General features: G+C 65.5%; 13 protein-coding genes. 5 read left to right on the top strand and 8 right to left on the bottom strand.

Features of this window, described 5'->3' with window-relative positions; translation table 11 throughout:
• Nucleotides 1-46: 46 nt before the first annotated feature.
• A complete protein-coding gene (locus tag F8S13_21815; protein ID KAB8140886.1) occupies nucleotides 47-961 on the bottom strand; it encodes a diacylglycerol kinase family lipid kinase in 915 nt (304 codons plus the stop codon).
• A 227-nt stretch (nucleotides 962-1188) separates the two neighbouring features.
• Between F8S13_21815 and F8S13_21810 the strand changes: the two genes are divergently transcribed.
• Both F8S13_21810 and F8S13_21805 read left to right on the top strand, forming a co-directional pair.
• A complete protein-coding gene (locus F8S13_21810) occupies nucleotides 1189-1758 on the top strand; it encodes a class I SAM-dependent methyltransferase (GenBank protein KAB8140885.1) in 570 nt (189 codons plus the stop codon).
• Nucleotides 1759-1910: 152 nt separating this feature from the next.
• Nucleotides 1911-10508 carry a DUF11 domain-containing protein gene (locus F8S13_21805; GenBank protein KAB8140884.1) on the top strand — a complete coding sequence of 2866 codons (8598 nt, stop codon included), beginning with the start codon at nucleotides 1911-1913 and terminating at the stop codon, nucleotides 10506-10508.
• Nucleotides 10509-10589: 81 nt separating this feature from the next.
• Here F8S13_21805 and F8S13_21800 read toward each other — a convergent pair whose 3' ends face one another.
• The 5 genes from F8S13_21800 to F8S13_21780 form a co-directional block, all read right to left on the bottom strand.
• Complete coding sequence (locus tag F8S13_21800) at nucleotides 10590-11288, bottom strand: ABC transporter ATP-binding protein (protein ID KAB8140883.1); 699 nt, start codon at nucleotides 11286-11288, stop codon at nucleotides 10590-10592.
• Between the two features lie 5 nt (nucleotides 11289-11293).
• Nucleotides 11294-12349: an ABC transporter ATP-binding protein gene (locus F8S13_21795; GenBank protein KAB8140882.1), complete on the bottom strand. Its 1056-nt coding sequence runs from the start codon at nucleotides 12347-12349 to the stop codon at nucleotides 11294-11296.
• A 1-nt stretch (nucleotide 12350) separates the two neighbouring features.
• Nucleotides 12351-15254 carry an FtsX-like permease family protein gene (locus F8S13_21790; protein ID KAB8140881.1) on the bottom strand — a complete coding sequence of 968 codons (2904 nt, stop codon included), beginning with the start codon at nucleotides 15252-15254 and terminating at the stop codon, nucleotides 12351-12353.
• Nucleotides 15255-15260: 6 nt separating this feature from the next.
• Nucleotides 15261-16889: an HlyD family efflux transporter periplasmic adaptor subunit gene (locus F8S13_21785; GenBank protein KAB8140880.1), complete on the bottom strand. Its 1629-nt coding sequence runs from the start codon at nucleotides 16887-16889 to the stop codon at nucleotides 15261-15263.
• Nucleotides 16890-17116: 227 nt separating this feature from the next.
• Nucleotides 17117-19921: an extracellular solute-binding protein gene (locus tag F8S13_21780; GenBank protein KAB8140879.1), complete on the bottom strand. Its 2805-nt coding sequence runs from the start codon at nucleotides 19919-19921 to the stop codon at nucleotides 17117-17119.
• Nucleotides 19922-20131: 210 nt separating this feature from the next.
• On the opposite strand from F8S13_21780, the gene F8S13_21775 reads away from it, so the two are divergent.
• On the top strand, nucleotides 20132-20941 hold the full coding sequence (locus tag F8S13_21775; protein ID KAB8140878.1) for a hypothetical protein: 810 nt from the start codon (nucleotides 20132-20134) through the stop codon (nucleotides 20939-20941).
• Here F8S13_21775 and F8S13_21770 read toward each other — a convergent pair.
• Complete coding sequence (locus F8S13_21770) at nucleotides 20938-21570, bottom strand: haloacid dehalogenase (protein ID KAB8140877.1); 633 nt, start codon at nucleotides 21568-21570, stop codon at nucleotides 20938-20940. The two genes, F8S13_21775 and F8S13_21770, sit on opposite strands and share 4 nt — an antisense overlap.
• Nucleotides 21571-21803: 233 nt before the next feature.
• Between F8S13_21770 and F8S13_21765 the strand changes: the two genes are divergently transcribed.
• Together F8S13_21765 and F8S13_21760 are read left to right on the top strand one after the other, a co-directional pair.
• Nucleotides 21804-22358: an inorganic diphosphatase gene (locus F8S13_21765; GenBank protein ID KAB8140876.1), complete on the top strand. Its 555-nt coding sequence runs from the start codon at nucleotides 21804-21806 to the stop codon at nucleotides 22356-22358.
• A gap of 82 nt (nucleotides 22359-22440) precedes the next feature.
• Complete coding sequence (locus F8S13_21760; protein ID KAB8140875.1) at nucleotides 22441-22914, top strand: NUDIX hydrolase; 474 nt, start codon at nucleotides 22441-22443, stop codon at nucleotides 22912-22914.
• A 43-nt stretch (nucleotides 22915-22957) separates the two neighbouring features.
• Here the strand turns inward: F8S13_21760 and F8S13_21755 are convergent, their stop codons facing one another.
• On the bottom strand, nucleotides 22958-24514 hold the full coding sequence (locus F8S13_21755) for a methylmalonyl-CoA mutase (protein ID KAB8140874.1): 1557 nt from the start codon (nucleotides 24512-24514) through the stop codon (nucleotides 22958-22960).

The following is a 24514-nucleotide window of genomic DNA, read 5'->3' as shown; positions in this document are numbered from 1 at the left end:
CTTATCCCCTTGGAGTCTTGGTGGTGAAGAATCTTCGTGGTGGAAACTAAAAGAAGATCTCCAGCGCCGCAGGCAGCACCGCCGCGCGGATCTCGCGCGCGCTGATCGAGATGACCTCGCCATCCACCGCCACCGGCAGGCCCTGTCCGCATGCGATCTGCACCTCGGCGGTGCGGCCCATCGTCACGTGCTTGATCTTGGTGTGGGTGCCATCCATCACCCTGGGGATGTAGCGGATGATCTCGTCCAGCCGCATGGTGTTGATCAGGCACAGGTCGAGCAGGCCGTCGTCGATCTGGGCCTCGGGGGTGACGTAGAAGCCGCTGCCCTCGCAGCGCCCGTTGCCGACGGTGGCGAACATCAGCCGCCGCCGGATGCTGCGCCCGTCGTGCTGCACCTGCATGGGCGCGGCGCGGTACTTGGCCAGCGCGCGGATGATCGCCAGCAGGTATACCGCCGTGCCCTTGAGGTTGGTGATCTGGCGCGCCTCGAAGGCGATCTGCGCATCTAGGCCCACGCCCAGGCCGTTCAAAAAGTAGCGCGGCTCGTAGCCAGCCACCTCCACGCGGCCCAGGTCCACCCGCCTGGTGCGCCCCTCCACGATCCGGCGGATCGCGCCGGTGATATCGCCCGCATCAAAGCCATCCAGCGACTTGATAAAGTCGTTGCCGGTGCCGATCGGGATGATGCCCAGCGGCACGCGCTGCCCGTGCTCGGCCTCGGCCCCCTTGATGCCGTTCACGATCTCGTTGAGCGTGCCGTCGCCGCCCGCCGCCACCACGTGGGTCGCCCCCGCCGCGATGGCCTGCCACGCCAGCTCGGTCGCGCCGCCCTGCGCGTGCGTGGTGAGGATGGTGTAGGGCACGCCCGCCGCACCCAGCGCGGCCTCTAGCGCGCCGCGCTGCGCCCCCGCCGCTCCCTTGCCCGCCCACGGGTTCAGGATGATCGTCCACTGCTGCATCGCGCCCTCCCTGTGCTCGGCTTCGCCGTGCTATGATACCAAGATCTGCCGCCCTCGTGATAGCGGGCTTTTGCCTGCGGCAGCAAGGAATATTGCCTTTTCGTATGCTCGCTAGTTTGGCCAAGCCAAACCCAGCGAGCATACTATTCAAGGGGGCAGCCTTGCATGGGATGGCTGTGTGGCCAAGAGCCGATCGTCAGAACAGCTGCATCGATCAGGAGATAGCTATGTCAGAAGATTATGAGGATGAGTCGGTCCGCCACGCTTACCAGCGCTATGGTGTGGAGGGCTTCTACCGCACCCAGGGCGACACCTACCGCAACCCGCACGAGGCGGCGCTGCGCCGCGCCATCGCCGCTGTGGCCCGCGCCCACCGACTCGACCTGGGCCACGTGCTGGATCTGGCCTGCGGCAGTGGCGAGGCCACCCTGGCCCTGCGCGAGCTGGGCGCGGCCCAGGTAGATGGGGCCGACCCCTACACCGCCCGCGCCTACCAGGAGCGCACCGGCCAGCCCGCCGAGCCGCTCTCATTCGAGGATGTGGCGGCGGGGGCCATGGCGGGCCGCCGCTACACGCTGATCGTGTGTAGCTTCGCCATGCATCTGGTCGCGCCGTCGTGGCTGCCGCTGCTGTGCTACTGGCTGGCCCAGGCCAGCCCGCATCTGCTGGTGCTGACGCCGCACAAGCGCCCGCAGCTCCGCCCCGAGTGGGGCTGGGATCTGCAAGATGAGATCGTGGTCGAGCGCGTGCGCGCCCGCCTATATGCGGCGCACGCAGGAGCCGAGGGCGCTCTATGAGCCTCCGTAGTATTGATCAGCGCCTGCCGAGATTCAGATAATTTTGTTACCATCCCGCTGCTGCTTAGTAATGGATGCATGCCGCTGCCCCCGGTATCTTTATCTAGCTATTACATTACCTGTGGTATTACGCAAGATAGGGGTTGATCACCATGCGACAGTTGCGGCATCGCATCACTCATGGCTCGTCGGCAGCTTTTGGGAATCGGGCTCAGCGGCGCTTTTCAGGGTGGCTGCGCTGGGTTATGGTTGCGTTCCTCTGGTCGCTCTTCATCCCGCAGAGCGTCTTCGCGCTCAGCAGCGGCGATCTCACCTTCACGCTTGTAACCCCCTATCTCACCCAGGATAGCAACAACTCGTGCGCAGCTGGCCCCAAGGCCATGTACATCGAAGTTCTTGTCACCAATCCGGCGGGCGGCACCGGGGCGATCACCAACCTGACCGCGAACCTCAGCGCGTTCGCTGGTGCGGCTGGGGTCGTGTTGGATTCAGGCGAGAGCAGCTCGCGCTATATCGGCACGCTGGCCGATGGCGCGTCGTTCCCGCTCTACTTCTACGTGAACTACCCCTGCCAGGCTGGCTCGAACCCGCCTGCGCTCACCAGCGCCTTCACGGTGACCGTGAACGATGGTGTGACCGCAGCGCTTACCAGCAGCACGCTCACGCTCACCACGCGCTCCGAGGTGTCGGCAAATGCTGGCGGGCAGGTGCTCAACTCGGTGATCGGGCCGGGGGCGGTGATCGGCCAGATCATCCCCATGACGGTAAACTACGACTTTGGCAATCCGGGCGGGGCCCAGCTGGCCATGATCCAGCCCGCCGGAAATGTCAACTTTGACAGCGGCTGCTTCCGGCTTATGAGCACCGATATCACGGCGGTGACCGGCTTCACCGCCGGGTTGACCACCGCTGCCGATGATCGGCTCTACTTTACTGGCGTGAGTGGTGCGTCCAGCAACACGGCCACGGTGGTCTACTATTTCAAGATGCTCTGCCAGGGCGCGAGCACCATCGCCAACCCGTATTCCGATCTGACCAGCGGCGGTCAGCTCAAGTATACCGGCAACTTCGGCTTTTGCTCGTCGGCCAACGCGGTGTGCCCATCCTACACCCCGCCGGCTAACCCCTTCACCATCACCAAGACCGTCTCCCCCACCAGCCTGCCCACTGGCGGCACGGCGACCTACACGGTGGTGATCGCGAACCCATCGGCCTATGCCAGCAAGATCGACCGCATCACCGATGTGCTGCCCGCAGGCGTGAGCTTTGGCGCGCTGAGCGCGGGCAGCCAGGTAACGGTGGCGAATTCGAGCAGCACGCCCAGCGCTGGGGCTACCGGCACGATTAACTTCGTCGGTGTGCCGACCACCAGCTGCGTCGGCGGTAGCTGCAATGGTAGCTACGATATTGCGGCGAATGGCACGCTCACCCTGGTCTACACGGCCAATGTGCCGAACACCGCAGGCTCCTACACCAACTCGGCCTCATCCACCATCGGCTCGGTCTCGATCGGACCATCTTCGGCTACGGTCGCGGTGGGCAGCGCCGACCTCTCGGTCGCCAAGAGTGCGAGCGCCAGTGTGGTGAATGTCGGCTCGAACGTGACCTTCACTATCCAGGTGACCAATAATGGCACCGGAAATACCAGCGGCGTGGCGGTCACCGATCTGCTGCCAGCTGGCCTGACCTATGTCTCATCGACGCCGAGCAAGGGCACCTACACCGCTGGGACCGGCATCTGGAGCGTCGGGGCACTAACCAATGGCGAGCAGGCCACGTTGACCGTGGTCGCTACGGTCGCGCAGGCTGGCACGCTTGTCAACACGGCGACGATCAGCGCATCGAGCCTGCCCGACCCCAATAGCGCAAACAACACATCCAGCGTCACCGTGACCGGTCAGCAGGCCGATCTGGTGGTGACCAAGACGGTGAGCAATGCGAATCCGAATCTGAATGATCAGATCACCTATACGGTCCAGGTCAAAAATAACGGCCCCAGCACAGCGACTGGAGTGGTGATCAGCGACCCGCCGCCGATGGGCTACAGCTTTATATCGGCTACGCCAAGCGGGGGCACATCCTACAACAGCGCTACTGGCGCATGGACCGTCGGGACACTGGCCAATGGTGCCAGCGCCACCCTCCAGATCGTGATGCAGGTCGATGTGGTGACGCCTGTCACCAACACCGCGAGCGTCAGCGCGGTCAACCAGTCCGACCCAAACCCCGCCAACAACACCGACAGCGTGACTACCCCATCGGCGCTCGCCGATCTGGCGGTGACAAAGGTGGCGAACACCGCAACCCCCAACGTGGGTGCGAATGTCACCTTCATGGTGCAGGTGGCAAACAATGGGCCAAATGCTGCCACAGGCGTGCAGATCAGCGATGTGCTGCCTAGCGGCCTGCTCTTTGTGTCGGCCAGCGGCGCGGGAACCTACACCAGCGGCACTGGCGTCTGGAATGTGGGCAACCTTGGCGCTGGGGCGACCGCCACGCTCACGCTTGTTGCGACGGTCACCAAGGCTGGGGCGCTGATCAACACCGCCAGCGTTCTGGCCCTTGACCAGATCGATACCAACACGGCGAATGATCAGGCCAGCGCCACCGTGACCGGCCAGCAGGCTGATCTGGCAGTGGCCAAGACCGTGAGCAACGCCACGCCCAACGTGGGCAGCAGCGTGACCTTCACCATCCAGGTGGTGAATAATGGCCCCAGCAATGCCACCGGCGTGGCCGTGACCGACCTGCTGCCCGCTGGCCTCAGCTATAGCTCGCATACCGCAAGCGCAGGCACCACCTACACCCAGGCCAGCGGCGTGTGGCAGATCGGCGCGCTCAGCAAGAGTGGCGTGGCGACGCTGCAGATCGTGGCTACGGTGACGCAGCCTGGCAGCATCACCAACAGCGCCAGCGTGAGCGCCGCCGACCAGCCCGACCCCGATAGCAGCAACAACACCAGCAGCGCGACACTGGTTGGCCAGCGCGTCGATTTGGCAGTGGCCAAGACGGTGAGCAACGCCACGCCCAACGTGGGCACGAACGTCACGTTTACGGTGCAGGTGGTGAATAATGGCCCGAGCGCCGCCAGCGGGATAACGCTCGGCGACTTGCTTCCGGGCGGGTTGGCGTTTGTCTCATCGACGCCGAGCCAGGGGGTGTATAACAACACAACCGGGCTGTGGAGCATTGGCAGCTTGGCGAACGGCGCGAGCGCCACGCTGGCTGTGGTGGCCACTGTTACGCAGGCCGGTGCGATCACCAATGTGGCCAGCATCGCGGCGGTGGCCCAGCCCGACTCGAACGCTGGGAACAATACCGCCTCGGTGGTGGTCACGGGGCAGCAGGCCGATCTTGTTATCACCAAATCGGCGAACCGCCCCACCCCCAACGTGGGCAGCAATGTGACCTTTACGGTGCAGGTGGTGAATAATGGCCCCAGCAGCGCCACTGGCGTGGTGGTGAGCGATCTGCTGCCAAGCGGCCTGAGTTTGGTTTCCGCGACGCCGAGCCAGGGCAGCTATGCCAGCGGCACCGGCCTGTGGTCGCTCGGCACGTTGGCGAATGGCGCGAGCGCCGCGCTGACCATGGTGGCCACGGTCACACAGCCTGGCAGCATCACCAATAACGCATCGATCAGTGCCGCCGATCAGCCCGACCCGGTGAGTAGCAACAATACCACCAGCGCGACAGTGGCGGGGCAGCAGGCCGACCTGGCGCTGGCCAAGTCGGTGAGCGATGCCACCCCGAACGCAGGGGATAGCGTGACCTTCACGGTGCAGGTAAGCAACAACGGCCCCAGCAATGCCACGGGTGTGGCCGTGACCGATCTGCTGCCTGCGGGGCTTACCTTTGTCTCCGCGACGCCGAGCCAGGGCAGCTATGCCGCTGGAACGGGCGTGTGGACTGTGGGGGGCCTGGCAAATGGCGCGAGCGCCTCGCTTGCCATCGTGGCCACCGTCACCCAGGCGGGCGTGCTGGTCAATACGGCGTCGGTCAGCGCCGCCGACCAGCCCGACCCAGTGAGCGCCAATAACACCGCCAGCGCTGGCCTGAATGGCCAGCAGGCCAATCTCGCCGTCACAAAAGTGGTGAGCAGCGCGTCTCCTAACGTCGGAAGCAATGTGACCTTCACGGTGCAGGTGAGCAACAACGGGCCTAGCACCGCCACCGGCGTGGCGGTGACTGATCTGCTGCCTGCGGGGCTTACCTTCGTGTCTGCGGCACCGAGCCAGGGCAGCTATACCGCTGGCACTGGCCTGTGGAGCGTGGGCAGCCTAGCGAATGGTGCGAGCGCCACGCTCACGGTGGTGGCCACGGTGGTGCAGCCAGTCACCATCATCAATAGCGCCACGATCACCGCCGCCAATCAGCCCGACCCCGATTCGACTGATAATACCGATTCGGCGACGGTCACTGGGCAGCAGGCCGATCTTGGCCTTGCCAAGACGGTGGATACGGCCGCGCCAAATGTTGGCTCGAATGTCACGTTTACCCTTCAGGCCACAAACTATGGCCCGAGCGCTGCGACAAATATCACCATTCAGGATGTGCTTCCAGCGGGCCTGACCTTTGTTTCGGCAGGCGCTGGCTACAACAGTGCCACGGGGGTGTGGTCGATCCCGAGTTTGGCGAATGGCGCGACCGCCTCGCTTCAGATCGTGGCGACGGTGACGCAGGTCGGCACGATGGTCAACAGCATCTCGGTTATCTCTGCCGATCAGCCTGATGCCAACGCCACGAATAATACCGCGAGTGTCAGCATCACTGGGCAGCAGGCCGATCTTGCCCTAGTCAAACTTGCCGATGTGAGCGAGCAGGATGTCGGGTCGCTCGTTCATTTCAGCATCCAGCTCACCAACAATGGGCCAAGTGCTGCCAGCGGTGTGGTGGTGCAGGATAGCCTGCCAGTTGGCCTAACCTACGTTTCGAGCGTGGCGGGCCAGGGTACCTACAACAGCACAACTGGGGCATGGACCGTCGGTAGCCTTGCGAGCGGCAGTAGCGTGGTGCTCACCATTGTGGCCAGCGTCGCTCAGCCTGGGGCGCTGACCAATAGCGCCAGCATCTTGGCTAGCGATCAGCCCGACCCCAATGCGGCCAACAACACCGCCAGCGCCAGCGTCACTGGGCAGCAGGCTGATCTGGCGGTGAGCAAGACCGTGGACAACGCTACGCCGAATGTGGGCAGCAACGTGATCTACACCATCCAGGTGGTGAATAATGGCCCAAGCCAGGCCACCCATGTGCAGCTTCGCGATCTGCTGCCTGCCGGGCTACGCTTGGTGAGTGCAACGGCAGGCCAGGGCACCTACACCGCCGGGACCGGCATATGGAGCGTGGGGGATCTGGCGAATGGGGCGAGCAGCACACTGACCATTGTTGCCACGGTTGACCAGCCCGGCCTGATCGTCAACCAGGTCGCCATCACTAGCGCCGATCAGCCCGACCCCAACGGCGCAAACAACACGGCGAGCGCTAGCCTCATCGGCCAGCAGGTCGATCTGGCGGTGAGCAAGACCGTGGATACAGTAAACCCAGTTGCGGGTAACACGATCAAATACACCATCCTGGTGAGGAATAATGGGCCGAGCAATGCCACTGGGGTGCAGATCCTGGACACGCTTCCAGGGAGTGTCACCTGGGCGGGCACCAACGCTAGCCAGGGTACTTATAGCACCGGCACTGGGGTTTGGGATGTTGGCTCGCTGGCAAATGGGGCGACGGCTACGCTGGAGCTTACGGTGACGGTAAATGCGACGACGGCGATTCTTAACACCGCAAGCGTGAGCGCAGTTGATCAGCCCGATCCCAATAGCGCGAATAATACCAGCAGCGTCTCGACGCCTCAGTCACTGGCCGATCTCGCGGTGACCAAGGTTGCAAGCGACCTAACGCCGAATGTCGGCGACATGCTCGATTTCACCATCCAGGTTACAAACAATGGGCCAAATGCCGCATCCGGCATAGAGGTGAGCGATCTACTTCCGGCGGGTATGACTTTTGTCTCGGCCAGCACCGCATCGGGCAGCTACACCGCCGGGAGTGGCCTGTGGGTTGTGGGTAGCCTTGCCAATGGCGCGAGCGCCAGCCTTATCGTCACCGCGCGCGCCGACCTCGCTGGGTCGATAACGAATACAGCGGGCGTCTCGAAGCTGGCTCAGATCGACCCCACGCTTGGCGACAATAGCGCTAGCGCGACGGTGGTTGTGCAGCAGGCCGATCTGGCAGTGCAGATAGCGGTCGATACCGCAACCCCCAATGTGGGCGGGCAGGCAACCTATACCATCACACTCACGAACAATGGGCCGAGCGATGCTTCGGGGGTGAGCCTGCTGGCCCTTCTCCCCGCAGGCCTGACCCTGGTATCGGGGAGCACTGCTGCTGGCAGCTACGACAGCAGCAGCGGCATCTGGACGGTGGGGAGCCTTGCGGTCGGGGCCAGCGTCACGCTGACGCTGGTGGCTACGGTTGAGCAGGCTGGCCTGATCACCGTGACTGCCTCGGTGGCCACGGCCGACCAGCCCGACCCAGTGCTTGCCAACAACACGGCGAGCATCGGCATCACTGGCCAGCAGGCCGATCTGGCGCTGAGCAAGAGCGTCAACACCGCGCAGCCCAGCGTGGGCAGCAATGTCACCTTTGTGCTGGTGCTGACCAATCTTGGCCCGAGCACGGCAACAGGCGTGGAGGTGCTGGATGCCCTGCCCGCAGGGTTGAGCTTTGTTTCTGCTATGGCGAGCCAGGGGAGCTATTCTAGCGGGACGGGGCTATGGTCGGTGGGGAACGTGCTCAGCGGCGGCAATGCGACGCTTCAGCTGGTTGTGACGGTGACGCAGGCCGGCACGATAACGAATAACACCACAGTGAGCTATTCTGATCAGCCCGATCCCGATGCCTCGAACAACGCGAGCAGCGCGTCGGTCACTGGGCAGGTGGCCGATCTGGGGATCACCAAGGCGGTTGATATTGCGGTGCCCAATACGGGCGACAACGTCACCTTTACCATCCAAGTGGTGAACTATGGCCCAAGTGCCGCGTCGGGTGTTGTGGTGTCGGATCTGCTGCCCGCAGGCCTGAGCTTTGTCTCGGCGGCGGCGAGCCAGGGGAGCTATGACAGTGGGACTGGTCTATGGTCGATTGGCGCATTGCCAAGCGGCTCCAGTGCGACGCTGTTTGTGGTAGCTACGGTCACGCAGCTGGGTACGATCACCAATAATGCTGCGATCCAGACATCCATACCGCCTGACCCGAACGGCGCCAATAACACGGCGAGCGCGGCAGTGGGCGGGCAGCAGGCCGATATTGTGGTGGTGAAGACGGTTGATGTGGCGACGCCGAATGTGGGTAGCAATGTCGTTTTCACCATCCAGGTGACCAATAGCGGCCCGAGCACTGCCACCAATGTGGCTGTTACCGATGGGCTGCCTGCTGGACTGACGTTTGTGTCAGCGAGCGCCAGCCAGGGTTCGTACGCTGCTGGAAGTGGTATCTGGTCGGTGGGGTCGATCGCCAATGCGGCGAGCGCGACGCTGACGCTGGTTGCAACCGTTGCACAGGCCGGCAGCATCACCAATAGCGCCGCTGTCAGCGCTACAGATCAGCCCGATCCTAACTCGGCGAACAACAGTAGCAGTGCGACGATCACTGGGCAGCAGGCCGATGTGGTGCTGTCGAAGACCGTGGATGTTGCGGCTCCGAATGTGGGCGACCAGGTGGTCTTCACCATTCAGGTCAGCAATAATGGCCCAAGCACGGCATCTGGCGTGGAGGTGCTCGAATCCCTGCCGAGCGGCCTGTCCTTTGTATCGGCAACTGCGAGCCAGGGCGCCTACGCCAGCGGCTCGGGTCTGTGGACGGTCGGATCGTTGGGCAATGGGGCAGGCGCGACACTCCAGGTGACGGCCACTGTCGCTCAGATCGGCACGATCACCAATACGGCCAGCATATCGGGGGCCAATACGCCTGATCCCGATCCGAGCAATAACACAAGCAGTGCGACCGTGGGTGTTCAGGCTGCCGATCTGCAGCTGGTGAAGACCGTGAATGCCCCAACCCCAGCCGCAGGCAACCAGGTGCTCTACGTGATCACGCTGGCCAACCATGGGCCGAGCACGGCTACCAATGTCTCGGTCTTGGACATGCTGCCAGCTGGGCTTGATTTTGTGTCGGCCACCGCATCGCAGGGCAGCTATGACAGCGCCACCGGCGTGTGGGATGTGGGGACGGTTGGCAACGGCGCGCAGGCCGAGCTGCGGATCACGGCGAGCATCACCGGCTCCGGGGTGATCGTCAATGTGGCGCGCGTTCGTGCCGCCGACCAATTTGACCCGAACTCTACACCTGGGAATAATAACGGCGCAGAGAATGATCAGTCGGCAGCCCCGGTGAGCGTTGCCCCTACCGTTGTGAACCTCATCTCGTTTGGGGCGAGCCTGACTGCGGCGGGCGTGCAGATCTCCTGGACGACGGTCTATGAGCGGGATGTGGTGGGCTTTCACCTGCTGCGGAGCACAGATTCAACCCGTGCCCATGCGGCTCAGGTCACAGCGGTGCTGATCCCAGGGCTGGGGCTGCAGGGCGGCAGCTACACCTGGCACGACGCGGCTGCCGACAGCGGGGTGCGCTACTACTACTGGCTGCAGGAGGTGGATACGGATGGCAGAGTGTTCGAGTATGGCCCAGTGAGCTTTGTCCCTGGAGTTTCCGCGACGCGCTCTTCGGTCTTCCTACCTATGGTTTTCCGCTAGGCGCTCAGGGCTGGCTAAAAAAGCGCTGCTGGAAGAGAAATCTTCCAGCAGCGCTTTTGCCATGCGTGGGGCTGTTGTTGGCTACGCCCGCACCTCGTGCGCGGCCACCGCGCCGTCGCGCAGCTGGTACACATCGGTGGCGTAGGCGGTGGCGGCGGGGTCGTGCGTGGCCATCACGATGGTGACCTGCTCGTTGTCCACCAGCTCGCGCAGCAGGCCCAGCACGGTCGCGCCGGTCTTGCTGTCCAGGTCGCCGGTCGGCTCGTCGGCCAGGATGATCTGCGGGCGGATGGCTAGGGCGCGGGCGATGGCCACGCGCTGCTGCTGGCCGCCAGACAGCTCGTAGGGGCGGTGGTCGATCCAGGGCAGCAGGCCCACGGCGGCCACGCAGCGGCGGATGCGGGTGCCCCACTCGCCGCGCGGCACGCTGCCCGAGATGCGCAGGCCCAGCTCGACGTTCTCGTACACCGAGGAGGTGGGGATGAGCGCGAAGCTCTGGAAGATGAAGCCGATGCGGCGGCGCAGCGCGGCCAGCGACTCGCCGCCTACCTCGTCGAGGCGCATGCCATCCACCAGCACGCTGCCCTCGCTCGGCTGGTCGAGCCCGCCCAGTAGGTTGAGCAGCGTGGTCTTCCCGCTGCCCGATGGCCCCATCAGCACGATGAACGAGCCGCGCGGGATATCCATATTGATGCCCTGGAGGGCGTGCACATCGCGCCCATTGACGTGGAAGGTGCGCTCGACCTGCTTGATCTGGATGATCGATTCGTTCGCTGTCATAGTTTCTACTGCTCGGGTGTGGGCTTTTTGCTCCACGGGAAGATCCGCCGCGGATTTCTTTTGGGCTTCTCGGTGTGGAGCGGCTCGCTGCTGTAGAGCAGGCTGGCGCTCGGGCCATCGGCGTCGGTCTGGGCGGGCATGGATGCGCCGCGGTCATCCTCTACCGCGCGGATGAGGATGCCCTGCTCGGTCAGTTCGACCTTGGCGCGCCGCCCGATCCCGGCCAGGGCGCGCTGCTCGCCGGGGATCTGCAGCCGCCCCGCGCCGTCGAGCACCACCATCTCCTCGTGGGTGATGGGTGCTGCGGACAGGTGCTGGGTCTCGTGGGTGGCGGGCGCGCTGGCCAGATCGGCCTCGTCGCTGATGCGCACGGTCTCGGTGCTGGTGCGCCCGTCGCGGATGGCGATGGTGCGGTCGGCCCAGGCCGCCACGCGCGGGTCGTGGGTCACCATCACGATCGTCAGGCCGAAGCGGTCGCGCAGGTCGCGCAGCAGCTTGAGAATCATCTGCGCGGTCGGCCAGTCGACCTCGCCGGTCGGCTCGTCGCCCAGCAGGATCTGCGGGCGGTTGGCCAGAGCGCATGCGATCGCGATGCGCTGCTGCTGGCCGCCGGAGAGCTGGGTGGGGCGCGAGCGGGCGTAGCTGCTCATGCCCACCGCCTCCAGCAGTTCGTCGGCCCACTGGCGCTTGGCCTTGCCGCTCTGGCCCGCCAGTGTCATCAGCAGCTCGATGTTCTCGCGGGCGGTGAGGTAGGGCAGCAGGTTGCGGGCGGTCTGCTGCCACACAAAGCCGATGGTCTCGCGGCGGTAGCTGGCCAGCTCCGAGGCGCTGAGCTTCAGCAGGTTTTTGCCGCCAACCTCCAGCTTGCCCGCCGAGGGCCGATCGAGGCCGCCCAGCGCGTTCAGCAGGGTCGATTTTCCGCTGCCCGATGGGCCGACCAGCGTGAGGATCTCGCCCTTCTCGGCCTCTAGGTCGAGGCCCTGGAGCGCGACCACCTCCAGGTCGGCCACCTGGAAGATCTTGACGAGGTTGGAAGCGACGATGAAGTGTGGTTCTGTCATATTAGTTCATATCGCCCAGCTTGACCGCCTGGAACAGCCGCAGCCGCCCGAGCGACCATGCCAGCGCCAGCAGGGTGAGCGTGAGCGCGGCCCCGAACACAAGGTAGATGATGGTGACCTGATCCCAGGCGATCTGCGGCTGGAAGCTCGGCGTGCCGGGGTGTGGCGGGATGCCCACCTGGAACAGCGGCACTACGTATGCCGAGACTGCGAGGCCGATGCCGGTGCCAGCGGCCAGCCCGGCGATCACCAGCGTGACCTGCTCAAGCACTAGGGCCAGCCCCACCTGCAGCCCGCTGAGGCCCAGGGCGCGCAGCACGCCCAGCTCAATCGAGCGGCGGCGGGCGGTGATCAGCGAGGCCAGCAGGAAGCCGATCAGCGTGAGCCCGCCCGAGGTGATGAAGCCCACTGAGAGCAGCCCGAACAGGCCCTGTCGCTGCGGCTTGGCCTGCTCGGCGGCGATCTGCTCCTGCGCATCCACCGCATCCACCACGGTGATGCCCAGGCCGCGCACGCCGTTCATAATGTCCGTCACCTTTGCGCCTGGCTCGCGGGCGATCCACACGTCGTAGGGGTACTGGCCGCCCATCGAGTCGAAGATATAGTCGAGATTGGCCACCATGATCGGCGCATCCTGCGGGTAGAAGCCCGGCCACAGGTCGGTGGCGGCGATGATGCGGAACTTGACCTCGCGCTGGTCGCCCGCGATCTTCACCGATGCGGGGATGGTGTCGCCGATGTTGAGGCCTGCGGCCAGCACATCCTTGCTCACGATCACGCCGTCGGCATTGCGGGCCAGCAGGTTCATCAGCGCTCCTAGCGACTGGCCGCCGCCCCACTGCTTGGGGAAGCCGGTGATGACCTGCGGGAAGTTGATCCGGTCGATGCCCAGCAGCTGCACCTGCTTGCTGGCCCCGCCCAGGTTCACGGTGGTCTCGTCGTAGATGCCCACACGGCTGGCGGCCTTGATGCCTGACACGGTGAGATGCTCGGTCACGGGCACAAACAGGAAGCGCGGCTCTTTCTGGATGTCCTTCTTGTCTGGTGTTCCGCCGCCGCCACCGCCGCCACCGCCGCCACCGCCGCCGTTCTGGCCACCGCCGCTGCTCTGCTCGGTAGATTCGCCCGTCTCCAGCAGCTGGGTCTGCGCGCCGACCTTGTAGTTGATCGCGGCGCGCATCGCGCCGTCGAGCGTGGCGGCCATGGATGCCGAGAAGGTGGCCAGGCTGAGCGTCAGCACCAGCAGCAGCAGCGGGCCGCGATAGTTGCCGGGCTGTCGCGCCAAGGCCTGGAAGGCCACCAGCGGGCCGACCCAGCGCGGGCCGCGCGCGGCGCGGGCCAGCAGCTCGAACACCCACGGGATGATGCGCACCGCCAGCAGGCCCAGCGCGAAGCATAGCAGCACCGGCACCAGCACCAGCAGCGGGTTGGAAAACGGGTCGGACCCAGCAACGCCGCCCAGCTGAAGCCCGCCGGTGCGCTGGAGCTGGTAGATGCCGTAGATCGGCGGCAGCAGCAGCAGCACATCCAGGAAGGAGCGCTGCCAGAAGGGCGGGCGCACCGAGCGCGCGGCCTGCTGCTGCTCATCCACCAGGGTGCGGCGCGTGGCGAACGCGGCGGGCACGAGCGCGGCCAGCATGGCTAGGCCCACCGCCACTAGGCCGTAGCCCCAGGCGTTCTCGTTGACGCTGATGGTGAGCGGCGCGACATCGTTGGATATATTCAGGAACGAGACGGTGCGGCCCATGAACTGCGCGAAGGTGAGCGCCAGCGGCGCGCCCAGCGCCAGCGCGCTGCCGCCGATCAGCAGCCACTCCACCACCGAGATGCCCAGGATCTGCGCGTCGCGCACGCCCCTGGTCTTCAGCAGGGCGATCTCGGCGCGCTGGCGACCCAGCAGCAGCGAGGCCACCAGCGCCGCGAAGTAGAGCACCAGCGCCAGAATGGGCACGCTGAACACCAGCAGTTGGTTGGTAAGCGTGCTCACGCCCGTCTGGTAGCGGCCCAGCGCCTCGGCGGGGCTCTGCACCAGCTTGAGGCCAGGCACTGCGCCCGAGGCGCGGGCGCGCACCCGCTCGACGCGGCTGAGCAGCAGCCCGGCGTTGTCGGCGTTCAGCCCGCTGCCGTCCATACGGGCGAACCAGATCACCAGCCCGACCTCTTTCTGCAGCGCAGCCGCCACCGGGCCGGTGTAGCTCTGCTCGTTGAGCAGGATGACATCCTTGAACGAGCTGGTGGGGTAGAACCACGCGGGGTCTTCGGGGTTCACGGCCTGCCAGATCGCGCTGACGCGGATGGGGATGGGCACCACCTTGCTGCCCGCGCTGCCCACCACGCTGAAGCTGTCGCCCACGTTGATGCCGACCTCGTCGGCCATGTCGCGGCTGACCATCACTTCCACCGCATCGCTGATGCCGCTGGCCGCCTTGGGGCGCTCGCCATCTACGATCTGGATCTGGCCATCCATCCCGCTGAGAAAGCCCAGCTTGATGTCTTTGAGGTACTGGTTCTCGGTGGCCGACGACTGTGGCAGGTACAGCTTGAGGATGTCGGTAGTGACATAACGCCCCAGGCCGTGCAGCGGCAGCCGCAGCGAGTCAAGCCCGCGCCCGCTGATGTAGTCGTCGGCGGGCTTGACTTTATCCCACTCCAGCGCGCCATTCCACGAGCCGATGTACTGGAACAGCAGCGCGAAGGCCGATCGGTTGTTGCGCTCCTCCTGCTTCTGGATCTCGTCCTTCAGCAGGCGCAGGTTGGATGCCTCGGCGTACATGGGGATGCTCATCGCCAGTGCCACCGCAGCCGTCAGGGCGATCAGGGCGCAGAGCGTGAGGCCCCAGTTGGCCCGCAGCCGCTTGAGCGCCGTGATCAGCACGGCCAGAATCGCTTGGGGTATTTTTAGCATAGTGGATTACTGCCCGACGATAACATCGCCCTCTTCCACGCCCTCGGTGATCTCGACCTGGTCCTGGGTCTCGATGCCGACCTTCACGGTCTGGCGGCGGTCGCCCTGATCGGTGCGCACCACCACGAAGCGCCGCCCCTCGAACGAGCGCACCGCGTCGGGCGGCAGCCAGAGCGCATTCTCCTTGCTCTCCAGCACGATCCGGATCTTCACGTTCTGCCCGCTCTTCAGCTCCAGCCCTTTGAAATCGGCGATCTCGAACAGCGTGCGCCGATCTTTCGACTCGACATTGCCGCTGGAGCCAGAGCCATACGGCTCGGGCATCTGGCGGATGCTGGCAGGCATCACCACGTCGGGGCGCGAGAGCAGCGTGATCTCGGCGGGCTGGCCCTCTTGGAGCTGGCGCATCTGCTCGGCCCCAAGCTCGGCCCCCACCTCCAGCCGCGAGGTGTCGGCGATCTCGATCACGAAGCTATCGGCCTCTACGGTGTCGCCCTCGCCGATCGAGATCGAGATCAGCTCGCCATCCTGCGGCGCGGTGATCTGGCCGTCGGTGACTTTTTTCCTGGCCTTGTCGAGGGCGCGCTTGGCATCTTCCACCGCCTTGGTGGCGGTGTTGAGCGTGGCGGCCTCGGCCTCCTCAAGGGCCAGCTGGGCGCTCTTCACGGCCTTCTGGGCCGAGCTGAGCTCTTTGTTGCCGCTGCCGCTGATCATGTCGTTGAGCTTGTTCTGGGCCTCGGCCACCTTCTCGGTGGCGTCGCCGTTGCCGTCGATCTCTTCTTTGCGGGCCTTCTCAAGCGCACGCTCGGCCTGGGCCACGGCGCGCTCGGAGTCGCGCAGGGTGCGCTGGGCCTCGGTATACTTGTCCTTGATCGCCTGCTTCTGCTCGTCGGTCAGCTTGTTGGGCTTGCGGATGATCTTGCCGTTTTCATCGGTGGTCTCGGTGAAGGGGTTGTCGGGGTCGGTGCCATACTTGTCGACCCAGACCACATCCCAGTAGGCGGCACTCACCTGCTTCTGCGTGTCCGAGAGCGCCTCGCTAGCCTTCACCAGGTTGTACTCGGCCTCGGTCTTGCCCTCGGAGCCGGTGGTGTTCTGGGTGTCGGCGGCCTTCTGGGCTTCCTCCAGCTCCTTCTGTGCGGCGCGGATGGGGTCGTCAGCACCGCCGGGCAGCACGCGCTTGAGCGCATCCTGGGCGTCCTGAAGGTCGAGCTTGGCCTGGGCGATCTGCTTATCGCGCTGCACCTTGGCGCTGTCGAGGTCGCGCTGGGCCTGGGTCACACCGTCCTCGGCCTCGCGCAGGGCGTCGACCTCGTCATCCTGCTTCAGCTCGGCCAGCACATCGCCAGCCTTGACCTGCTGGCCCTTGTCGGCGTGGACGCTGGCCACGGTGCCCGCGCGCTTGAAGGCCAGGGCCTTGAGGTCGACGGGCGAGACGCGCCCGTTTACATCCAGCGGGTTCTCGATCGTGCCGCGCTTGACCACAAAGGTGGGCCGCTCGATCTCGGCGGCGGGCGGCAGCGGGGTAGGGGTGGCTTCCTCGGTCTGGGCGCTGGATGCCGCGCCGCACGCGGCCAGCTGGAAGGCCAGCATGCTCGATAGGAGAGCGGTGCCGATGTATCGCACACGTCGCATAGAGATTATTTCCTTGGCAGGGCTGCCGCGCTTGCAGCCATGGTGGGGCCATCGCACGGGCATCGGGTCGGTAGAGATGAAGTTGTCAATAGACATAGTGTAGCAAACCCATGTTCAGTCTGGCAACGCCGGTGCCATCGCGCTACGACTGTGGCCCGTGCGAAGGATGTCTCTGGTGCGGTAGGCATGCTAGAAGCATGCCTGCCGCACTCCGCTTGTGCCTGCCGCTAGCCGCCCCACCCTCGCTCGATGCCGATCGGGCGGTTCGGGTCGGGGTCTTCGGTGTTGTAGCCGTCGTACTCGGGGTCGGTCTGCTTGGCGCAGGTGGCCGGCTTCTGGGTCTCGGCCACGCACTTCATGTTGGCCTTGGTCAGCTCGTCGGCCTTTTTCAGCTCCTCGGCCAAGTTTGCATCCTTCTCGATCGCGTCGTCGATGGCCTTGTAGAACCAGTAGGTGTCAAATCCAAACTGCGACGAGCTGTACAGGGCGTTCAGGCCAGGGTTGTTCTTGCTGGGCTGCTTGAGCGCCTCCTGGTAGATCTTGATCATCTGCAGCTGGGTCTCGTTGGCGCTGCTGGTGAACTCCGCCGAGCTGGCCACCGAGATCCGGGCGGGCAGGTCGCCATTGAGGTTGTTCACATTGGAAGTGACAAACTTCAGCCACTCCCAGCAGCCCTGCTGCTGCTCAGTCTTGGCCGAGACATAGAAGCCGCGCACCCAGAGGTCGCCGCTCTGCATGCCTGCGCCGCCGAGCGGCAGCGGTGCCAGCCCCGGCTGCCAGCTGAGCCCCGAGTTCACCCCATCGACACCTACCGGGAACGAGCCGTAGCCGCTGTCCAGCCACATGGCCCCCAGGCCCTTCTGGATCATGTCGTACGAGTTGTCGCTGGAGTTGTCGCTGGGACTGTAGGGCAGGGTGAACTTGGGCGTCACGCCGTGGACTTTGGCCAGATCGATGTACCACTGGATGGCCTTGACCACGGTCGGGTCGCTGAAGTTGGGCTGCACATCCTTGCCGCTGCCGGTGGAGAGCTGGCCGCCAAACTGTGTGATGAAGAAGCTGAGGTCGCTGATCGCGCCGCCCAGCGGGATGTAGCCGTACTGCTTCTTGTCGCCGCTGCCGGTGGTCAGCGCCTTGGCGGCGGCCAGGAAGTCGTCGGGCTTCCAGGTGTAGGTCGGCGTCTCGATGCCTGCGCTGTCGAATATGGTCTTGTTGTAGCCCAGCACGCGGGTGTTGAAGGTGTAGGGCAGGCCGTAGATGCCGCCGTTGGATGTGAGCTGGCTCAGCACGGCGGGCGGGAAGTCATCCTGCTTGAAGCTGGCATCCGCCGAGAAGAAGGGCTGCAGGTCGAGCAGCGCGGCGAAGTCGTTGGCCGACTGGGGTGCGTTCCACCATGCGAAGCAGTCGGCGCTCTTGGCGGCGTCGGCCAGCGTCACCGGCGATGTGGTGACGTCGGTGGCCTTGATCTGCACAAAGTAGCCGTTCTTCTGGTCGTTGAAGGTGCGGGCCATCTTGCGGAACGACGAGGTGTCGTAGCCCAGCGGGTTGAAGACCAGCGTCGCCGCGCCATCGGGGGCGGTCTGCGGCACCGGCGTGGACACCACCACCGGCCCGGCCTGCGGCGTGGGCGTGGGTGTAGCCTTGGCCAGCTCGTCCACCTGGGCGGTCAGCTGCTCCTGGGCGCTCTTGAGCGCGTCGGCGGGCTTCTTTCCGCCGGTCGTCACATCGTAGATCGCCTGGCTCAGCGGCCCCAGCGTGGTGTAGTCGGGCGTCTTGGTCATGCGCACCACCTGCTGGGCCAGCGTGGTCTGGTAGGCAGTCTTGGCCTCGTCGTCGACGTTGTCCCAGAACTTGCTGGCCTCGGCCACGCTCTGGCGTGCGGGGATACGGCCCGTGCCCACCATCATCATCCTGCCGTTGGGGCTATCGTCGGTCTGGCGCGAGAGGAACTCGACCCATTTCCAGGCCTCGTTGGGGTGCTGCGTCCCCGAGCTGATCACAAAGCCCTCGACGTTGCTGTTGTTGATGGTCGAGAGCAGCGCGTCGGATTTAGGGTAGTTGATCTTGCCCATGGTGAAGGGTAGATCGGCGGCGGTCTGCGGTTTGCCGATGTCGGTGGCGCCCTCCATATAGGATGTGGTCATCTCGGGTGGGAAGATGCCCACATGGCCGTCGCGCACCACCTGCTGCGGGTCGCTCTGGTTCTTAGAGCCCTTGGAGACGCCGCTGTAGATCGTGCGGTTGGTGATCAGGCCCTGGATCTTCTCGATAGCGCTCACCAGCTCAGGCTGGGTGAGGTCGGCGTCGGCGGCAGACACATCCAAGACGTTGATCTTGCGGCTCTCGATCTCCGACAGCAGGCTGTAGAAGCCGCTGCTCGGGTCGTAGAAGCCGTAGGCCTTGCTGTCGAACGCGGCGATCTGCTCGGCGGCCCCGAACAGGTCATTCCAGGTCCAGTCGGATTTCGGCTCGGGCACGCCGGCATTCTTGAACAGATCCTTGTTATAGGCCAAGATCTGCAGCCACACGTAGCGCGGCAGCACCAGCATGCCCTTGTCGTAGGTGCCGCGATCGAGCACGCCGGGGTAGAAGTCATCGCGCTTGAAGCCCGCGTCGCTCTCCATCAGCGGCTTCATGTCTAGCAGCAGGCCCGATGCGGCCACCTCGGGCGAGATGCTGCTCTGGGCTGCGGTGTCGGCACCGCTCACCACCCGCCGCATGCGCGAGACCTCGTCCTGCGGGGCGTCGCTCTCGCCGCTGCTCGACAGCTCGTCCATCGATACGATCACGACGTTGATGCCGGGGTTTTCCTCGTGGAATTTTGTCGCCAGCGTCTCGTAGGTGCTCATCTCGTATTCCCATGCGGCAAAGGTGATAGTTGCGCCGCTGGAAGTGCCGTCGCCGCTGCCCTGGGCCGTTGGTACAGGGGATGTGTCAAGCCCGGGGATGGGTCCATCATCTTCGCTGTTGCCTGGCCCGCAAGCAGAAAGCAGCAGGCTGCAGAGGCATAGGAGCGAGAAGACACGTCGCATGATTTCTTCCTTGCAGGTTGTCTAAAGGTTGAGTGCGTATGGTCTGGACGTCGCAGACGCGCAGAAAGTTCCACGGCTAGTGTAGCAGAATGCAAGTGCGTGCGATTATGAGAGCGGCCTGATACGATCCTGTAGCGGCTGGCACGCGGCTTGCATAGCAGAGCGGCAGAGCAGGCGGCTGCGGTGCCGCCTATCGGTAGGAGGACAATCATGAACTACGTGACTATTCTTGGAGTGTTCGACACCCCGCAGGCCGCCAAGAACGCCCTTGAGTCGCTGCGCGCCAGCTCGATCCCGCTGCACGACACCTCGCTGATCGCGCCCGACGCGGCCCACGGCGATCAGCTGAATGTGGGCGAGGGCGCGCTGGTGGGCGCGGCCTGGGGCGGCCTGGTTGGCCTGGTGGCGCTGGTGCTGCCGGGCATCGGCCCGTTTATCGCGGGCGGCGCGGTGGCGGCGGCGCTCACGGGCGCGGCGGCGGGCGCGGTGGTGGGCGGCCTGGCTGGCGCGCTGATGCAGAGCGCGGGCATCACCGAGGAGGAGGCCCGCCGCTACGAGCAGGCGGTGCAGAGCGGCAAGACCCTGGTGGCCGTAAAGACCGAGGATTCCTACGCCTTCGAGGTGCGCAAGCTGCTGGCCCACGACGGCGCCGGCTCCATCCGCGAGAACGAGACCGACATGCTGTCGAGCGGGCCGGTGGATGTGGCGATCTACGACGATCAGGGCCACGCCGTGCCTATGGCGGGCCGCTATGGCGACGCGACCATGATCGACCGCCCGGCCAACGCCGCCACGCCGGTGGCCGCCGTGCGCACCCCGGGCGGCGCGGTCTCCGACCGCGAGCTAGCCCTGGGCGATGCGGCCCCGCCCGAGCGCCCGCTCGGCGGCGAGTCCTCGTCCGGCGGCGTGGCCAGCTTCGACGATGAGGAGACCGCCCAGCCCAGCGCGCCCGGCGAGCACTACGCCAACGGCGCGCGCGTGGTCTCCTACGACGATGCCAAGAAGAGCACCCAGCGCTAGGCTGGCGGCAGCCGCCGCTCGAAGTCGCGCAGCGCGGCGGCTAGGGCCTCCTGGCGCAGCGCCGAGGTCATGTCGCCGCGTGTTCGCTCAAGCACGGCCCGCAGCGCGTCGGTGGTGCGCCGCAGCCCGCCGGTGATCGCGTCGGGGAAGTCGACCGTCACCAGCAGGCTATAGACCTCGTCCATCACGCCCAGCAGGGCTTCGCCACGCGCCACCTGGCCATGGCGCAGGCCATCCAGGATGGCGCGGCGCAGCTCGGATGCGGCCTCGGCCAGGCCGTTCAGGTAGGCCGCAGGCTCCACGCCCAGCGACGCAGGGCCGGGCGCATCCTCGCCGCGCAGGAAGGCGTACACCAGCGCCGCCTCGGCGTACTCCTTCAGCGCATCCTGGGTATAGCCTGCGTGCAACAGGCCAGGGTGGCCGCGCAGCGCCTCGCGCAGTGTGGCCGCCGTGGCCCCGGCCTCGGCCAGCAGCGCCTGGGCCTGCACGAACTCGGCCCGGTGGCAGGCGCGGATGCTGTTGGCGCACTGCCGGATCAGCCCGCGCGAGAGCGCCAGCGCCCGCTCGCGCGTCGCGTGGGTCTCCTCGATCACCCCGGCGGCCTGGGCCACGATATCCTCAAGATTCATCGTGTCACCTCCTTCATCATCGGTTTTCTGCCCGCTGGCCATGCATGGCCGTGGCGGCGCATGCCCTTACGATCGGCATGGGCTGTTTGGCAGCTAGGTGCGCCGCATGGCATCTAGAGCGTACATGGTATAATAGCTTGTATCTGGCAGCAATGCGCTGCTGTCCGTGCGAACGCAGGGCGGGCCACACCCGCCCTTTTGTGTCACACCGATGCTTGAGAGGATGATGAGAGATGAATCTGTGGCACGAGCTTGAGCCGGGGCCTGCGGTCCCGGACGTGATCCACGTTATTGTCGAGATCCCCAAGGGGTCGCGCAATAAGTACGAGTATCACAAGAAGACGGGCGCGTTTAAGCTCGATCGCGTCCTCTACTCACCCGTTCACTACCCCGGCGACTATGGCTTCATCCCGCAGACCTACTATGACGACGGCGACCCGCTGGATGTGCTGGTGATGACCAACCTGCCCACTTTCACCGGCTGCATCGTCGAGGCCCGCCCGATTGGCGTGTTCCGTATGACCGACCGTGGCGAGTCCGACGACAAGATCCTGGCGGTGCTGCACTACGATCCGTTCTTTGCCGACATCCACGACTACACCGACCTGCCCGCCCACTTTATCAAAGAGGTCGAGCACTTCTTCACGGTGTACAAGGATCTGGAGGGCGCACGCGTCGAGCCGATGGGCTGGGAGAATGCCGCCACCGCCAAGCAGCGGATCGGCTACGCGATCAACCACTACTGGGACATGCGCGCGGGCCGCATCCCCATGGACAAAGAGTCGTAGGCTTCTGGTTCCGTATTGCGTGTTGCGTGATACGTCATCCTCTCCATGTCAGCAGCGCATTGCGCAACACGCACGAGGCAACATGTCATCATCGTCGCCAAAATCGAATACCCCCCCAGAGAACGATCGCCGGATCGCCTACTCGGCAGGCGGCGTGATCTACCGCGCCAGCGATGGCCAGGTGGAGGTCGCCCTGATCGCCACCAACGGCGGCCAGCGCTGGGGCCTGCCCAAGGGCCACGTGCGGCGCGGCGAAACCGCCGAGGCCGCCGCCGTGCGCGAGATCGCCGAGGAGACGGGCCTGAGCGGCGAGGTCGACCGCTGGCTGGCCACCATCGACTACTGGTTCCGCGCTGGGCCGACCCGCATCCATAAGTATGTGGATTTCTTCCTGGTGCGCTACCTCGATGGCACCCTGGTGCCCCAGCAGGCCGAGGTGGATGATGTGCGCTGGTTCGCGCTCGACGAGGCCTTCAGCCTGGCCAGCTTCGAGCGCGAGCGCGACATTCTGCAGCAGGTGCGCCAGCTGTTCGACGATCCGTCTTTCTCGCTCTAGGGCGAGTGGCGCAGGCCAGCCTGCGCCGCCCTCTTCCTGTGCCCTAGATCCGCACCTCGGGGTGGTACTCGCCCCACACCGCCCGCAGCACGCCGCACACCTCGCCCACCGTCGCATAGCTCCGCAGCGCCTCGCGCATGGGGTAGAGCACGTTCTCACTGCCCTGCGCCGCAGCCCGCAGCGCATCGAGCGCCGCGCCCATGGCCACGTTGTCGCGCTCGGCGCGGATCCGCGCCAGCGCCGCCGCCTGCTCCTCGGCCACTGCCTGGTTGGGCGTGAAGATCGGCGGGGCGGCCTGCTCGGCGCTGGCGAAGCGATTCATGCCCACCACCACCTGCTGCCCGCCCTCCACGCGCTGCTGGTAGGCGTAGGCCGCGTCGGCGATCTGCTCCTGCACCCAGCCCTGCTCCACCGCCGCCACCGCGCCGCCCATCGCGTCGATCTGGCCGATCAGGGCGTAGGCCTCGCGCTCTAGCTCGTCGGTCAGCGCCTCCACCGCGTAGGATCCGGCGAAGGGATCGGCGGTCTCGGCCACGCCGCTCTCGTGGGCGATGATCTGCTGGGTGCGCAGCGCCAGGGTGGCGCTCTCGGTGGTGGGCAGGCCCAGGGCCTCGTCGAAGCTGTTGGTGTGCAGCGACTGCGTGCCGCCCAGCACCGCCGACAGCGCCTGGATGGTGGTGCGCACTACGTTGTTCAGCGGCTGCTGGGCCGTCAGGCTCGACCCCGCCGTCTGCGTATGGAAGCGCAGCATCTGCGACTGCGGCTTCTTGGCCCCAAACCGCTCTTTCATGATCGTGGCCCACATGCGCCGCGCCGCCCGATATTTTGCCACCTCCTGCAGGAAGCCGTTGTGGGCGTTGAAGAAGAACGATAGGCGCGGTGCGAAGCTGTCCACATCCAGCCCGGCGCGGATGGCGGCCTCGACGTAGGCGATGCCGTCGGCCAGCGTGAAGGCGATCTCCTGCGCCGCCGTGCTGCCCGCCTCGCGGATGTGGTAGCCCGAGATCGAGATGGTGTTCCAGCCGGGGATGTGGTCGCGGCAGTAGGCGAAGGTGTCGGTGATCAGCCGCATGGATGGCTTGGGCGGGAAGATGTAGGTGCCGCGCGCGGCGTACTCTTTCAGAATGTCGTTCTGGATGGTGCCGCCTAGCTTCTCCGAGGGCACGCCCTGCTGCTCGGCCACCAGCTGGTACAGCAGCAGCAGCACCGAGGCCGGGGCGTTGATGGTCATTGAGGTCGTCACCTTGTCCAGCGGGATGCCGTCAAACAGCGTGCGCATGTCCTCCAGGCTATCGATCGCCACGCCGACCTTGCCGATCTCGCCCTCGGCGCGCGGGTCGTCCGAGTCAAGCCCCAGCTGGGTGGGCAGGTCGAAGGCCACCGAGAGGCCGGTCTGGCCCTGGGTCAGCAGGTAGCGGTAGCGCTGGTTGCTCTCGCGGGCCGAGGCGAACCCGGCGTACTGGCGCATGGTCCACAGGCGGCCCTTGTACATCGTGGGGTAGATGCCGCGCGTGAAGGGGTACTGGCCGGGGTCCGGCTGCGGCGTGCCGCCGTCCTCGGCGCGGTAGACGGTCTTCACGGGGGTATGTTCATCGCTCAT

The organism is Chloroflexia bacterium SDU3-3, assembly GCA_009268125.1.
Taxonomy (GTDB): Bacteria; Chloroflexota; Chloroflexia; order Chloroflexales; family Roseiflexaceae; genus SDU3-3.
Note: the sequence above shows the minus strand (reverse complement) of the source record. Positions and strands in the feature narration are given on the sequence as shown.

Bases quoted from the DNA above. Each gene is read 5' to 3' on its own strand.
- F8S13_21815 (KAB8140886.1), bottom strand. From the start codon at position 961: ATGCAGCAGTGGACGATCATCCTGAACCCGTGGGCGGGCAAGGGAGCG.
- F8S13_21810 (KAB8140885.1), top strand. From the start codon at position 1,189: ATGTCAGAAGATTATGAGGATGAGTCGGTCCGCCACGCTTACCAGCGC.
- F8S13_21805 (KAB8140884.1), top strand. From the start codon at position 1,911: ATGCGACAGTTGCGGCATCGCATCACTCATGGCTCGTCGGCAGCTTTT.
- F8S13_21800 (KAB8140883.1), bottom strand. From the start codon at position 11,288: ATGACAGCGAACGAATCGATCATCCAGATCAAGCAGGTCGAGCGCACC.
- F8S13_21795 (KAB8140882.1), bottom strand. From the start codon at position 12,349: ATGACAGAACCACACTTCATCGTCGCTTCCAACCTCGTCAAGATCTTC.
- F8S13_21790 (KAB8140881.1), bottom strand. From the start codon at position 15,254: ATGCTAAAAATACCCCAAGCGATTCTGGCCGTGCTGATCACGGCGCTC.
- F8S13_21785 (KAB8140880.1), bottom strand. From the start codon at position 16,889: ATGCGACGTGTGCGATACATCGGCACCGCTCTCCTATCGAGCATGCTG.
- F8S13_21780 (KAB8140879.1), bottom strand. From the start codon at position 19,921: ATGCGACGTGTCTTCTCGCTCCTATGCCTCTGCAGCCTGCTGCTTTCT.
- F8S13_21775 (KAB8140878.1), top strand. From the start codon at position 20,132: ATGAACTACGTGACTATTCTTGGAGTGTTCGACACCCCGCAGGCCGCC.
- F8S13_21770 (KAB8140877.1), bottom strand. From the start codon at position 21,570: ATGAATCTTGAGGATATCGTGGCCCAGGCCGCCGGGGTGATCGAGGAG.
- F8S13_21765 (KAB8140876.1), top strand. From the start codon at position 21,804: ATGAATCTGTGGCACGAGCTTGAGCCGGGGCCTGCGGTCCCGGACGTG.
- F8S13_21760 (KAB8140875.1), top strand. From the start codon at position 22,441: ATGTCATCATCGTCGCCAAAATCGAATACCCCCCCAGAGAACGATCGC.
- F8S13_21755 (KAB8140874.1), bottom strand. From the start codon at position 24,514: ATGAGCGATGAACATACCCCCGTGAAGACCGTCTACCGCGCCGAGGAC.